Annotated in this window: 11 protein-coding genes; 7 read left to right on the top strand and 4 right to left on the bottom strand. The window is 69.8% G+C overall.

The annotated features are described in order from the left end of the window. The first annotated feature begins 229 nt into the window (after nt 1-229). From VSH64_RS39475 to VSH64_RS39455, 5 genes are all read left to right on the top strand, one after another. Complete coding sequence (locus VSH64_RS39475; protein ID WP_407655707.1) at nt 230-1,426, top strand: L,D-transpeptidase; 1,197 nt, start codon at nt 230-232, stop codon at nt 1,424-1,426. An 882-nt stretch (nt 1,427-2,308) separates the two neighbouring features. Continuing rightward, nucleotides 2,309-2,617, top strand: coding sequence for a hypothetical protein (locus VSH64_RS39470; RefSeq protein ID WP_326567845.1), 309 nt, complete (start codon nt 2,309-2,311; stop codon nt 2,615-2,617). 8 nt (nt 2,618-2,625) lie between these two features. After that, entirely contained in the window at nt 2,626-3,171 is a 546-nt protein-coding gene (locus VSH64_RS39465) for a SigE family RNA polymerase sigma factor (RefSeq protein ID WP_326567844.1), read from the top strand. Between the two features lie 160 nt (nt 3,172-3,331). Next, complete coding sequence (locus tag VSH64_RS39460; protein WP_326567843.1) at nt 3,332-3,943, top strand: hypothetical protein; 612 nt, start codon at nt 3,332-3,334, stop codon at nt 3,941-3,943. Between the two features lie 1,443 nt (nt 3,944-5,386). After that, nucleotides 5,387-5,509 carry a hypothetical protein gene (locus VSH64_RS39455; protein ID WP_326567842.1) on the top strand — a complete coding sequence of 41 codons (123 nt, stop codon included), beginning with the start codon at nt 5,387-5,389 and terminating at the stop codon, nt 5,507-5,509. Nucleotides 5,510-5,598: 89 nt separating this feature from the next. Here the strand turns inward: VSH64_RS39455 and VSH64_RS39450 are convergent, their stop codons facing one another. Next, the gene (locus tag VSH64_RS39450; RefSeq protein WP_326838157.1) at nt 5,599-6,927 is read right to left on the bottom strand and encodes an MFS transporter; all 1,329 of its coding nucleotides are present in this window, start codon (nt 6,925-6,927) and stop codon (nt 5,599-5,601) included. Nucleotides 6,928-7,159: 232 nt separating this feature from the next. On the opposite strand from VSH64_RS39450, the gene VSH64_RS39445 reads away from it, so the two are divergent. Beyond that, nucleotides 7,160-7,753: a PaaI family thioesterase gene (locus VSH64_RS39445; protein WP_326567841.1), complete on the top strand. Its 594-nt coding sequence runs from the start codon at nt 7,160-7,162 to the stop codon at nt 7,751-7,753. Here the strand turns inward: VSH64_RS39445 and VSH64_RS39440 are convergent. Beyond that, nucleotides 7,743-8,468, bottom strand: coding sequence for a GbsR/MarR family transcriptional regulator (locus VSH64_RS39440; RefSeq protein WP_326567840.1), 726 nt, complete (start codon nt 8,466-8,468; stop codon nt 7,743-7,745). The genes VSH64_RS39445 and VSH64_RS39440 overlap by 11 nt on opposite strands. Before the next feature lie 214 nt (nt 8,469-8,682). Here VSH64_RS39440 and VSH64_RS39435 point away from each other — a divergent pair, with 214 nt between their 5' ends. After that, nucleotides 8,683-9,345, top strand: a complete 663-nt coding sequence (locus VSH64_RS39435) for a DUF4097 family beta strand repeat-containing protein (RefSeq protein WP_326567839.1) — start codon at nt 8,683-8,685, stop codon at nt 9,343-9,345. A 72-nt stretch (nt 9,346-9,417) separates the two neighbouring features. On the opposite strand, the gene VSH64_RS39430 is transcribed toward VSH64_RS39435, so the two are convergent. Beyond that, nucleotides 9,418-10,146, bottom strand: coding sequence for a class I SAM-dependent methyltransferase (locus VSH64_RS39430; RefSeq protein WP_326567838.1), 729 nt, complete (start codon nt 10,144-10,146; stop codon nt 9,418-9,420). A 144-nt stretch (nt 10,147-10,290) separates the two neighbouring features. Next, nucleotides 10,291-12,594 (bottom strand): serine/threonine-protein kinase, encoded by a 2,304-nt coding sequence (locus VSH64_RS39425; protein WP_407655706.1) that lies wholly within the window; start codon nt 12,592-12,594, stop codon nt 10,291-10,293. Nucleotides 12,595-12,664 lie beyond the last annotated feature (70 nt).

Below are 12,664 nucleotides of genomic sequence, written 5' to 3'. Positions count from 1 at the left end.
GAACGTCGTATCGCCGCCTACGCAGCGCTGTCGGTGATGCCGGTTACGCTGACCGAGCACGGCCGAGCCGGACATCACCCTGCACGTCCCGGAGTCGTCCGCGCCCGCTGCGTGAGCATCGCGCGGGTTGGTGTGATATCCGTCACCACCCGATCGATCAACGTTCGGGCTGTTCGGCACGTCTGGGTGGTTGGGGTTTGTCCAGGGGAGATTGGGGATCGGTGTGACCATCCGAAACTTCGCACGCCGTAGAGCGGGCATCGCGGTCCTGGGGATCGTCGCCGCGCTCACGCTCGGTGCGTGCAGCAGCGATCCGACCGTCAGCGCGAGCGGCACCGCGGGCACGGGCGGGGGCCCGACGAAGGAAGCACCGGTCGCGAAGCCGGCCACCCTCACGCTCGCGCCCGCCGCGGGGGCGAAGGACGTGGCGCCGGGTGATCCGGTGAAGGTGACCGTGGCCGACGGGACGATCGACTCCGTCACCCTCACGAACCCCGACGGCAAGCAGGTACAGGGCCAGCCGGCGGCGGACAAGAAGAGCTGGACGACCACCGAGGACCTCGGCTACAGCAAGACCTACACGTGGTCCGGCCAGGCCACCGGCAGCGACGGCAAGCCCGTGCAGATCAGCGGCGCCTTCACCACCGTGAAACCGCGCCGGCAGATGGCGGGCAGCCTCAACGTCGGCGACGGGCAGACGTACGGCATCGCGATGCCGATCGCGCTCACGTTCCCGAGCGCCGTGAAGGACAAGGCCTCCGTGGAGAAGGCCCTTTCGGTGGAGACCACGCCGAAGACCGAGGGCTCGTGGGCCTGGCTCAACGGCGACACGTCCGTGCACTGGCGGCCGAAGGAGTACTTCGCGCCGGGCACCGAGGTGAAGGTGAACGCGAACATCTACGGCGTGTCCATGGGCAACGGCACGTTCGGCCGCCAGGACATCTCCGCGAGCTTCAAGATCGGGCGCTCGCAGATCGTCAAGGGCAACACCACGCAGCACCGCATGCAGGTGATCCGCGACGGCAAGCAGGTGATGGACTTCCCGGTCAGCTACGGCCTCGACTCCGACCCCGGCCGCGTCACCCACAGCGGCGTGCACGTGGTGATGTCGAAGCACGCCACGTATTCGATGAGCAACCCGCGCTACGGCTACACCGACGTGAACGTGCCGTGGGCCGTGCGCATCTCCAACAACGGCGAGTTCATCCACGGCCTCGCGGGCTCCATCTGGGCGCAGGGCAAGAAGAACATCAGCCACGGCTGCCTCAACCTCTCCCCGGCGAACGCCAAGATCTACTACGACAGCGTGCTGCCCGGCGACCCGGTGGAAATCACCGGCAGCACCCAGACGTTGACGTCCAAGGACGGCGACTACAGCGACTGGACGTATGACTGGGCCTCGTGGAGCAAGTTGTCCGCGGTGTGAGGGTTTGTTCTTTGGTGAACGGCCGGGGGTGGGAGCCTCCGGCCGTTTGTCGTTAGTGGGTGGGCGTGTTTGCGGCATGGGTGGGGTTCGGGAGTTGCGCAAGCGTTTGCGGTCTGGTGATCCATGGGTCTGGGCGGCTGTTGGATTGCCGGGCTGATGAGTGACGGAGGCAGGCGCGGATGGGCAGCGGACACGGCGGGAGAACGTGTCGCAACGGTGCCCGCCGCGCATCAGATCTCACGGCGAACTGCCTCAGCCAATTCCACAACTCGCGGCCGACCCGCTGCCTCGGTGCACAGCGGCCGAGTCCCGGCAGGCGCGCTGTGCGCGCGGCAGCCGTGCAACGCCGGTCGACGAGGCATTCAGCCAGCAGCACGGCGCTACCGACAAAGGCTCGAAGCCATCCAGCACAGGTGGGATCCGCATCGACACCACAGCCCGCTCCGGTAGCTGTGTCCCCGTGCAGGAGGAGCGGTCCCGGCGGGCGCGCTGTGTCGGCGGCGGAGGCCATGCGGTGCCGGCCGGTGAGGTGTTCGACCCGGTGGCACGACGCACCTGCAAGCGTTCGAAGCCCTTCAGCGGTGGCGGGGTTCGAATCGGCACCACGGCGGAGGCCGCGGCGGACCCGCTGCCGTGTCGGTGCGCGGCGGCTGAGTCCGGCGCGCCGCGTGGGCGGGGCGGAGGCCGTGCGGTGCCCGCTGACGAGGCATTCGCGCCGGCGATGCGGTGCGCTGCCAATGAGCGTTCGAGGCAGTTTCGCGGTGGCGGCGTGCGCGTGGGAAAACTTGGTCAACTCGATGCAACCCCCCGCGACACCGACGGCATGACTAGGGGCAGAAGAGGCGCCGCCGTCGGGGGTGCTCGTGAGTGCGAGGAGTGGTTGTGCGTATTCGTTTCGCGGTGAGTGTCGGGGCGTTGCTGCTGGTCGGGGGTGCCTTGACGGGTGGGGCGGTGGCGTTCGCGCAGCCGGCGCCGCCGACGGCCACGCGGCCGGCGGCGCCCCCGCAGGCGTCCACGGCGGCGCCGACGTTGCCGACCAAGCGGCCGACCGAGGTGGCCCCGCCCACCGCCGTGCCGACGCGGATGCCCGCGCAGGCGCCGGGCGTGAAGGCGCCGGGTTCGGTGCGCGTGCCCACGGCGATTCCCGCGGGGCCGACCGGTGACCTGAACCTGCCGGACATCTGGGGCTGATCGCGCAGGTGACTTCCCGCTCCCGTCCGGTGCCCGGGCCGAGCTCGCCGTGGGACGGCGAGTTCGCCCGGTACTTCGGCGAGCGCGCGCACAGCCTCCGCGCCACGGCGTACCTCCTGTGCGGCGACTGGCACCGCGCCGAGGACCTCACGCAGGCGGCGCTGCTGAAGCTGTACCTCGCCTGGCCGCGCCTGTCACGCCACGACAGCCTCGACGCGTACGCGCGCAAGATCGTGCTGCGCACGTTCCTCGCCGAGAACCGCCGCAGCCGCTGGAAACGGGAACGCCTCACCGACGCCCCACCCGACGTCCCCGCCCGGGACGCCGAAACCGAACACGACATGCTGGTACGCCAGGCCCTCGCGGTCCTGGCGCCCCGCCAACGAGCCGTGCTGGTGCTGCGCTACTTCGAGGACCTGTCCGTCGACGAGACGGCCGCGACACTCGGCTGCAGCACCGGCACGGTCAAAAGCCAGGCCGCCCGCGGCCTCGCAACACTGCGCAACCGCCTGGGGCCGCACTTCGCGGCGGTGGCTGTTTCCGGAGGGAGGTGACTGTTTCGTGGTGAACCGAGATTTTGGTGATGCCGACAGGGTCGGTGCGGGAGCTGGTGAGTTCGGCGACCGCGGCCCTGGTTCGGGTGCTTCTGGTGGTTCTGGTTCTTCTGGCGCTCCTGGTCCTTCCGGCGCTCCTGGCTTCGGCGACCGCGAGTCGATGTTCGGCTCTGGCAGCTTCAATGCTGACAACAGCGGCTTCGGCTCGAACGACTTCGCCGCTCAACACCCCGCCACCCCTTCCGGCGCGGGCATCGACTCGGCTCCCGCTCCCGACCGGCCAGGTTCCACCCCAGATCCGGCAGCCGACACCGACGTCCGAGCTCTGTTCTCGACCCTCCCGGACGGCCCGCCTCTCACCCTCTCCGCCGCCGACGTCATCACCTCCGGCGCCCGCATCCGCCGCCGCCGCAAGCGATTGGCCGTGGCCGGCAGCTCGCTGGCCACCGCGGCGGTCCTCGTGGTCGCCGGCCTGGCCGTGGGCTTCGCCGCCGGCCACCACGGCCCGCCGACGCCCGTCCAGCCCGCCGGCCCCGGCCTGTCGACCGTCGCGCCACCCGCCCCTTCCCCGTCGCGCTCCCTACCCAGCGCACCCCCGGCCACCAACACGAAGGCCCCGTCCACCGGCTCCACGCCGACCCGCACGGCGATCCAGGCCCCGGGCCAACCACCGGAGTCCATTCCGTCTTCGCCGCGCACGCCAGTCCGCCTGCCCCCGCCGGCCTCGTCGACGAACTCCCAGACCGACCCGCCGATCGCGACCACCCGCTGATCCACCGCGCGGCACGAGCGGGCCGTTCGCCTGGTCGGCGTGGCGCGAACGGACCCTTCGTGCCACGCCGGCTCCGCGAACGGACCTGTCGTGCCGCCATCCGGGCACCAACGGACCGCTCGTGCTCGCCTGCACGAAGAGACCGGTCGCGGGTGGTCGCGAGCACGAGAGGACCCGTCGTAACGAGCTCGCGGCGCGAATGGACCGGTCGCGCTGCTCCCTCGTTGTGAAGGGACCGCTCGCGCCGGGCGTTCGCTACGGGAAGGGAGGCCGAGCCAGCCGCGGGAGGCGAAGGGACCGGACCAACCGCGCCCAGCCGGTCAGCCCTGCCCGCAGGGCGAGGGGACCGGTTGCGCGAATAGCGCCGCGCGATGGGACCGCTCAGCCTTCTTCGCGAGCGCGAGCGGGCCGAGCGCGCCAGCCGCGGAGCGCTAAGACCAGTAGCGCCAATCCCACGGTGCAAGAGGACCGCTCGCGGCAACACCACTGCGCGAAGGAGGCCCGCTCGCGCCGGGTACGCGCCACGAACGGACCGGACGTGCCAAGTCCACCACCGCTATGAGGGGACCAGTCGCCCCACCTCTCGCCCGGTGTGAACGGATCGCGCGCACCTGGGCCTCGCCGCGAACGGACCGGTCGCGCCGATGAGGCCGCGCGACGGGACCGTTCAGGTTCTTCGCAAGCGCGAGGGGACCGGTCGTGCCGCCGGCGGAGGGCGATAGGTCGGCTCGCGCCGAATGCGAGCCGCGAGGGGACCGGTCATGCCATCCGCAGAGCGCGAGGGGACCGCTCGCGCCGAATGCGAGCCGCGACGGGACCGGTCGTGTCCGATGCGGAACGCGAGCGGACCGCTCGCGCTGGATGCGAGTGGTCCGCTCGCGCCGAACGCGAACCGCGACGGGACCGGTCGTGTCCGATGCGGAACGCGAGCGGACCGCTCGCGCTGGATGCGAGTGGTCCGCTCGCGCCGAACGCGAACCGCGACGGGACCGGTCGTGTCCGATGCGGAACGCGAGCGGACCGCTCGCGCCGGATGCGGCGTCACGAGGGGACCGGTCGTGTCCGCTGCGGAACGCAAGGGGACCACTCGTGCTGGATGCGGAGCCACGGGTGGACCGGTCGTGCCGGCCGAGGAGCCAAGACGACCAGTCATACCAAGTCGCCTCCCCAAGATGACCGGTCATACAGAACCCGGCCCCCCGAACCACCACAGATCTCTCACTCAGTGAGGCACGAATCCCCAGCTCAGGCCCAGATACGCCCCAGTTACCACCCCTCAAACAAGGGTGGCCGACGTCACCCCTCGCAGGTGGGTTTTCGACGAAATATCCGGCGGCCTCGTGGCGATGTGTCCTGTGGTGGTCGTTGACGGCTGCCGCGACATGGACTCAGCCGGTGGTGCGACAGGGCAGGCCGGCCCGAGAAATCGAGGAGGAAGCAAAAATGGTGTTCGCCGCGTTGATGATCGAGACCGTAGTAGCTGTTGTGGTCGCCGGTGGGCTGGTGTCGTGGGCGCGGAAGCGGTTTGCTGCTCCTCGTCCGGTCGAGGTCGCCGAGGTGCGCTGAGAAGCGCGAGAACCGTCCACAGTAGACATAACAGCGGCCCGTCCCCCAAGAAAGCAGGGGGCGGGCCGCCGTCGTCCAAAACGAAACACTCAGCGGGTGGCGCCCGCCAGCTTGCCGCCCGTGTCGGCGGTGTCGATCTGCTCGATGGGGACCTGGGAGGTCTCCGGGATCTTCAGGATCGGCACCAGGGCGATCGCCGCGGCGATGATCAGGTAGTACGCCGGCCAGTCGTTGTTGCCGGTGCTCTGGATCAGGGCCGTGACCACGACACCGCAGGTACCGCCGAACAGCGACGTCGAGATGTTGTAGCCGATGGCGAACGAGCCGTAGCGCACGCGGGTCGGGAACATCGCCGGGAACGTGGAGCCGATCACGGCGAGCATCAGCACCAGCAGGAACGCCACGATGCCGAACCCGACGATCAGCCACAGGATGCTGCCCGACTGCATCAGCTTGATGCTCGGCCAGCTCAGCACCAGGAACCCGATCGCGGCGGTGAGCAGCAACGGTTTTCGCCCGATGCGGTCGGACAGCGCGCCCAACGGCAGGATGATCGCGGCCTGCACGATCTCCACGCCGATGATGATCAACGTGGACGTGTTGTCGTTGATCTTCAACGTATCCGTGAAGTACGTCGGCATCGTGGTGAGCAGCATGTAGTCCGCGATGTTCAGCAGCAGCACGATGCCGATCAGGTTGAGGATCATCCGCCAGTTGCGGGTGAACGTCTCCTTCAGCGGCGCCTTCTTCGGCTTGTTGCCCGAAGCCTCCAGCCGCTTGAACTCCGGCGTGTCCTCGAGCCGCGACCGCAGGTACAGACCAATAAGGCCCAGCGGCAGCGCCACGAAGAACGGGATCCGCCACGCCCACGCCTCGACCTGGTCGGCCGGCAGGGACAGCGTGACGGCGAGCACCACGACGTTGCCCAGCACGTAACCACTCAGCGTGCCGAGTTCCAGGAACGATCCGAAGAAGCCACGGCGTTTCGTCGGCGCGTACTCCGCGATGAACGTGGCCGCGCCACCGTACTCACCGCCCGTGGAGAAGCCTTGGATCAAGCGCAGCAACAAGATCGCGATCGGCGCGCCGATGCCCATGCTGTACGGGCCCGCGTAGGTCGGCAGCACGCCGACCAGGAACGTGCAGCCCGACATCAGCAGAATGGTGATCGCGAGAACCTTCTGCCGCCCCAGTTTGTCGCCCAGTGGGCCGAAGAACGCGCCGCCGAACGGGCGCACGATGAAGCCGACCGCGACGAGCGCGAGAGACTTCAGCACGGCGTTGCCCTCGCCCGGGAAGAAGACCGTGCCGATACTGGTGGCGATGGCGCCTGAGGTGAAGACGCCGTAGTCGTACCACTCGGTGGCGTTACCCATTGCCGACGCGAGAACCGCCCGTTTGACGGTTCTCTGGTCCACTTCAGGTGCTTTCGCCGTTGCCTCGCTCATCCTCGCGACGACCTCCTCGTACGCGACCAAGTAGCTCCGATACAGCTCATTTCCCGAGTGTTGTCCCGCCGGGATTAATCGGCAGCGTGAGTCGGGAAAGTTCTACCGTACGGAATTTTCCGACTACTGTGCGCTGAAGAAAACAGGCGTCGCAGGTCAGGCCGCGTACCGCGAACGGCTACTCGCGGGTTAACGTCACGGCATGAGTCGTGTTTCTGGACCGTGGCCGCCGGTGTCCGTGGAGCCACCCGCTGTGCACCCGAAGGCCCCCGCTCCCGGCACTGAGCTGGGCGTGCACTTCGACGAGTGCTTCGGCTGCGGCGAGGACCTCGACGCGGGCCTGCGCCTGCGCTCGGTGGTCGGCGAGGGGCACACGGTGCTCTCGAAGTTCACCGTGACGCCCGCCCACCAGGGCGCGCCCGGGCTCGCGCACGGCGGGCTGCTCGCGTGCGCGTTCGACGAGGCCCTCGGTTCGGCAGTGGGCAACCTACTGCGCCGCCCGGCGGTGACCGGCAAGCTCGAGACGGACTTCCGCCGGCCGGTGCCCGTCGGCTCCACGCTGCACATCGAAACGCGCCTCGACGGCACCGCGGGACGCAAGATCTACGTCTCCGCCGACGGTCACCTCGACGCCCCCGACGGACCCGTCGCGGTCACGGCGCGGGCCCTGTTCGTGGCGGTCGGGTTCGAGCACTTCACCACGCACGGTGACTCCGCGGCGCTGCAGAAGCTGGCGGCGGCGCGGGAGAAGCAGCAGAAGGCGCAGGGCGATCAGGAGTGGGAGATCAATCCCTGATCTCGGGTTGCGCGAACAGGATTTCGCGAGCCTGCTCCGCCGCGCGCGAAATGGCTTCGGCCACGAAGTCGACGAACCGTGCGATGTTCTCCAGCCGCGCGGCGGCCGGCGTGTCACGGCCGAGGACGGCCACGCCCTGGCGCGCGGTCTCGGCGAGCTGCACGTTGGCCTTCGCGCTGGCGAGCACGGACTGGTACCACACCTCGTTGTCGGCGAAGTAGCGCTCGCGGCGGCGCTCGTCGCGTTCGCGGGAGATGAGGCCGAGCCCTTCGAGCAGTGACACGGCCTTCGACACCGATGCCGGGCTCACCTGCAGGTGGCGGACGAGTTCGGCGGCGGTGACGCTGCCGTCGTCGCTGATGTAGAGGCAGGTGAGCACGCGGCCGGCCATGCGCGGGAGGCCGGACTGCATGAGCAGGACGGTGAACGTCTCCTCGTATTCGCGGACGGCATCGGCGTCACGGCCGTGGGGCTGCGGCGGCGCGGGGGCCTGCCTGGTGCTTTTCGGGCTGCTCCGCCTGCGGGTGCGGTGCTGGGTGGCGTGGTGGGCGAGGTCGGCGCGGTAGGACGTGGGGCCGCCGTTGCGCATGACCTCGCGGGTGATCGTGGACGTCGGCCGGTCGAGGCGCCGGGCGATCTCGGCGTAGGCGAGGCTCTCGGCGAGGCCGAGGGCGATCTGCTGGCGCTCTTGCTGGGTGAGCCGGCCGCCGGGCATGCGTTGTTCTCCTTCGGTGGGTGGCCGCGCGAGTGTAGCGTTTTGTTTGAGTTCATTGCAACGGCTGTGTTGCGTTAGATTTAGCTCCATTGCAATGATTGCGACGCTCTGAACTGATTCTTTGCTGTTCTTGTGCAACGTCTTAGTTGCCTGATTCTTGAACGCAACGTAGCGTTTCTCATGTCAGAAACAACGAGCACAGGAGCTGAGAACAATGCAGAAGTTCACCACCACCGCCCCGATCGCCGCCGTCGTCGCCATCCCGGCCGGGCGCGTTCAGTTCATCGCCGCGGACCGCGCGGACACCACCGTCGAGGTCCGCCCCGCGGACGCTTCGAAGGCGCGCGACGCGAAGGCCGCGGAGCAGACCACGGTCGACTTCGCGGACGGCGTGCTGCGGATCGAGACCACGGTGAAGCACCAGATCCTCGGCGCGTCCGGCTCGGTCGAGGTCACGGTGCAGCTGCCGGCGGGCTCGACCGTCACGACCTCCGCCGCGAGCGCCGACTTCCGCGGCGTGGGCCGCCTCGGCGACGTAACCTTCGAGGGCGCCCACGGCGAGATCAAGGTCGACGAGGCCGCCGGCCTGCACCTCACCACAGAGGCCGGCGACGTGACCATCGGCCGGCTGACCGGCGACGCGTCCATCACCACGCGCAAGGGCACCATCTCGATCGCGGAGGCGGCCGGCGGCGCGCTGGTACTGCGCACCTCGGCGGGTGACGTGTCGGTGACCGCCGCCGCCGGCGTCTCGGCTTCGCTGGACGCGGGGACGTCCTACGGCCGGGTGCGCAACTCGCTGGTGTCCGCGGGCGCGCCGACGCTGACGATCAAAGCGACGACGGAACTCGGGGACATCAACGCGCGCAGCCTGTGAGGCCGTGGTTGCTGGGGGTTCGTGGAACGGGCGCGGCGTTTGCCGGCGTCGCTCCCGTTTCGTTCCGCTGCTTCAGCAGCGGACCGACGCGACCAGGCCGACCGCGGGGAGCAGGCCACCGGCGATGCGGCGTTCCTCGGCTTCGCGCATTGCGTTGAGTGCGGCGGGAGCACGGGTGGCCGGCTCGGTCCAGACGCCGCCGCGACCGTCGACCAGGCGCCACAGGATGCTCGTGTCGACCACGGTCAGCGCGGTTCCGACCCGGCCGAGCGCGGCCAGCATCGCGGAGCCGCGTTGGAGGTGGCGGTGACCTTCGGTCCAGGCGTCGAGGAGGTCGCCGGCGGGCGTGTCGGCTTCCAGAAGCCCGGCGGCGACGAGCATCGCGCGGCTGTCGTAGAGGAAGTGGGCGGCGGGCTTGTCCACGCGTTCCCACGCGAATTCCTCGATGATGAGCCGGCCGCCAGGTGCGAGCAGCGTGGTGGCGTGGGCGAGGAGGTCGTCGAGGTTTTCGGCGTGGTGGAGGGAGCGGGTGAAGAGCAGTACGTCGTACTTGCCGTACTCGCCGTACTCGCCGTCGAGGTCACTGACGTCGGCCTGGATGACCTTCACGCCGCGTTGCTTGGCGGCGGTGGCCATGTCGGTGTCGCGGTCTACGCCGGTGACGTCGTAGCCCTCGTCGGCCAGAGCGGCGGCCAGGGCGCCGCGGCCGCAGCCCGCTTCGAGGATGCGCGCGGGTGCGGGCGGGAGGAGGGGTCTCAGGTGGGTGAGTGTGTGGGGCACTGCCACGGTGGAGAGATCCATTTGTTCGACGTTATCTCGGGTCGGCTGTTCCCGGACACAGCCCCCACCGGACACAGCCCCCACCAGACACCAACCCCAGCGCCGGCCCAGTGACTCAAGCAGGCACAACGCCGCCAAACCGAGCGCCAGACGACCGCCGAGGACCTACGTGAACGTCCGCGGCCGAATCGAGTTCGCGCGGTCCACCAGCGCCACCCGGTCCTCCGTCGTTCCCGCCAACCGCGCCAGAGTCCGGTAGCAGCGTTCCAGGCCGAAGCGCACGTCGCGCTCCTCCAGGGCGTAGCCGAGGACCTTGGAGGTTTCCGCGGGGGACTCGGCGGACGGGGCGCGAAGCCAGTCGTACGCGGCTTCGAGGACCTCGGCGGAGAGGCGGGTGCGGCGTTCGGCGTCGAGGTTGAGGCGTTCGAGGCGGAGGGAGGCGTCGAGGAGGTCCTGTTCGGAGATGCGGGCCTGTTCGGCGGCGTGGGTTTTGATCTTGATGGCCGCGACCTGGGCGTCGATGTAGTGGGTGGAGGTGGCGGGGACCATTTCCAGCACTTCCACCGCGCCGGCGCGGGCGCCTTGTGCCAAGTACACGCGGGCGAGGCCGAAGGCGGCGCTCACGTACGTGCGGTCGGTGCGCCACACCAGCTCGTAGTAGCGAGCGGCGCCGAAGTAGTCGCCGACGCCCTCGGCGCTCACCGCCAGGGCGAGCTTCGGGGCGATTTCGCCGGGCAGGTCGTCGTACACGGCTTCGAAGGCGACGTGCGCGACGCGCGGGCGCGCGTTGGCCAGCTCGATCAGGCCGCGGTACCAGTCGATGCGCCAGTCGTGCGGGAAACCGTTGCGGATGGCCAGGTACTGGGCCGCCTGGAGTTGGCGCTGGGCTTCCACGAACTCGCCGAGCTCGATGCGCGCGCGGACGATGCGCAGGCGCACCTCGATGGATTCGCGCGGGGCGCCGGCGAGGGCTTCGATGGCTTCGCGCGGGTCGAGCGCCGTGGTGGTGGCGAGGACGCCGGCCGCGGGGTCGTCGGTGTCGACCTGCGGGATCGGCAGGCCGGCGACGACCTCGGCGGGCTCGGGCAGCGGCACCGACGTGCCGGATTCGGGCACCACGAGGTGCACGCCGAACGTGCGGCTCTCCGGCCCGAACACCGTGGACGCGGCGGGCCGCGGCTTGCCCGTGCCGAGCGCCATGATCTCGCGCAGCACACCCGTGAGCTGGTCGGCCATATCCTCGGCGGCGAGGAACCGGCGGTCGGGGTCGGTGTGCGTCGCGCGCTTGAGGAAGCGGTAGTACGAGCCGAACAGCGCGAACAGCGGCACCGCGTCCGGGCCGGGCAGCGACGACTTGAACTTCGTGGTGTAGCCCTGGAACTCGAAGCTCAGCACGGCGAGCGTGCGGCCCACGGTGTAGAGGTCGCTCGAAATCGACGCGCCCTGCGTGGCCAGCTCGGGCGCGCTGTAGCCGGTGGTGAAGAAGAGCGGGCTCTCGTAGTCGTCCACGCGCCGCACAGCGCCCAGGTCGATCAGCTTGAGCTGCTCGTGGGTCTGGATCACGTTGTCGGGCTTGAGGTCGCAGTAGAGCAGGCCCTGGCTGTGGAGGTAGCCGAGCGCGGGGAGGATCTCGAGGCCGTACGCGATGACCTGCCCGATCGGCAACGGCTCCGGCCGCTTGCTCTCCCGGTGGTGCTGCAGCGCGAGCTGCCGCAGCGACTGGCCGCCCACGTACTCCATCACGATGTAGCCCACGGACGTGCCGGTCTGCGCGTCCGGGTGCTGCACGAAGTTGTGGATCTTGACGATGTTCGGGTGCTCGACCTCGGCGAGGAACCGCATCTCGTTGGCGGCGGCGGCCATCGCGGTCGCGTCGCCCGTGTCGATCAAGCCCTTGAGGACGACCCAGCGGTCGGACACGTTGTGGTCCTGCGCGAGGTAGATCCAGCCGAGGCCGCCGTAGGCGAGAGCGCCGAGCACCTCGTACTGGCCGCCGACGAGCTCGTGGGGCTGCAGCTTCGGCAGGAACGAAAACGGCGTGCCGCAGTTGTCGCACTTGCCTTCGGGGGTGGCGGGTTTGCCGTCCTTGGCGCGGCCGACCTTCGCGCTGCAGTTGCCGCAGAAGCGCTTTTCCTCGGAGACGACCGGGTTCGCGAGCACGGCCGTGGCCGGATCGCGGTAGGGCACCGGCGGCACCTCGATGAGCCCGGCGCCGAGCCGGCCACGGCGCGAGCGGCGGCTGGACGTGCGGCTGCCGGTGCGCCGGGACGTGCCGGGGAACGAGCCGGTGCCGCTGCCTTGCGAACCGCCTTCGCTGCGCGTGCCCGTGCCGTGCCCTTCGCTGCGGCTCGCGGCGACGACGCTGTCCGTGCCCGGATCCGGCAACGCTTCCTGCGGCTCGAGCCGCGGCGACGGCGGCATGATGCTCTGCGTGCCGGGGGTCGCGATCGCGAGCACGCTGGTGGGCATCGGCGCAGCGGGGTCGACGGGGGCGACCGGTTGTTGCGACTGCGGAAGGATTACGGGGGCGAGTTCGCCT

Origin of the sequence: Amycolatopsis rhabdoformis (assembly GCF_035918295.1) — a bacterium.
Classification (GTDB): domain Bacteria; phylum Actinomycetota; class Actinomycetes; order Mycobacteriales; family Pseudonocardiaceae; genus Amycolatopsis; species Amycolatopsis rhabdoformis.
This window is presented reverse-complemented; position numbering and strand designations above follow the sequence as displayed.

What these genes read in the sequence shown, in the direction of transcription:
- VSH64_RS39460 (WP_326567843.1), top strand. Translation starts at nt 3,332, where the DNA reads ATGTTCGGCTCTGGCAGCTTCAATGCTGACAACAGCGGCTTCGGCTCG.
- VSH64_RS39455 (WP_326567842.1), top strand. Translation starts at nt 5,387, where the DNA reads ATGGTGTTCGCCGCGTTGATGATCGAGACCGTAGTAGCTGTTGTGGTC.
- VSH64_RS39445 (WP_326567841.1), top strand. Translation starts at nt 7,160, where the DNA reads ATGAGTCGTGTTTCTGGACCGTGGCCGCCGGTGTCCGTGGAGCCACCC.
- VSH64_RS39440 (WP_326567840.1), bottom strand. Translation starts at nt 8,468, where the DNA reads ATGCCCGGCGGCCGGCTCACCCAGCAAGAGCGCCAGCAGATCGCCCTC.
- VSH64_RS39435 (WP_326567839.1), top strand. Translation starts at nt 8,683, where the DNA reads ATGCAGAAGTTCACCACCACCGCCCCGATCGCCGCCGTCGTCGCCATC.
- VSH64_RS39430 (WP_326567838.1), bottom strand. Translation starts at nt 10,146, where the DNA reads ATGGATCTCTCCACCGTGGCAGTGCCCCACACACTCACCCACCTGAGA.
- VSH64_RS39425 (WP_407655706.1), bottom strand. Translation starts at nt 12,594, where the DNA reads ATGCCCACCAGCGTGCTCGCGATCGCGACCCCCGGCACGCAGAGCATC.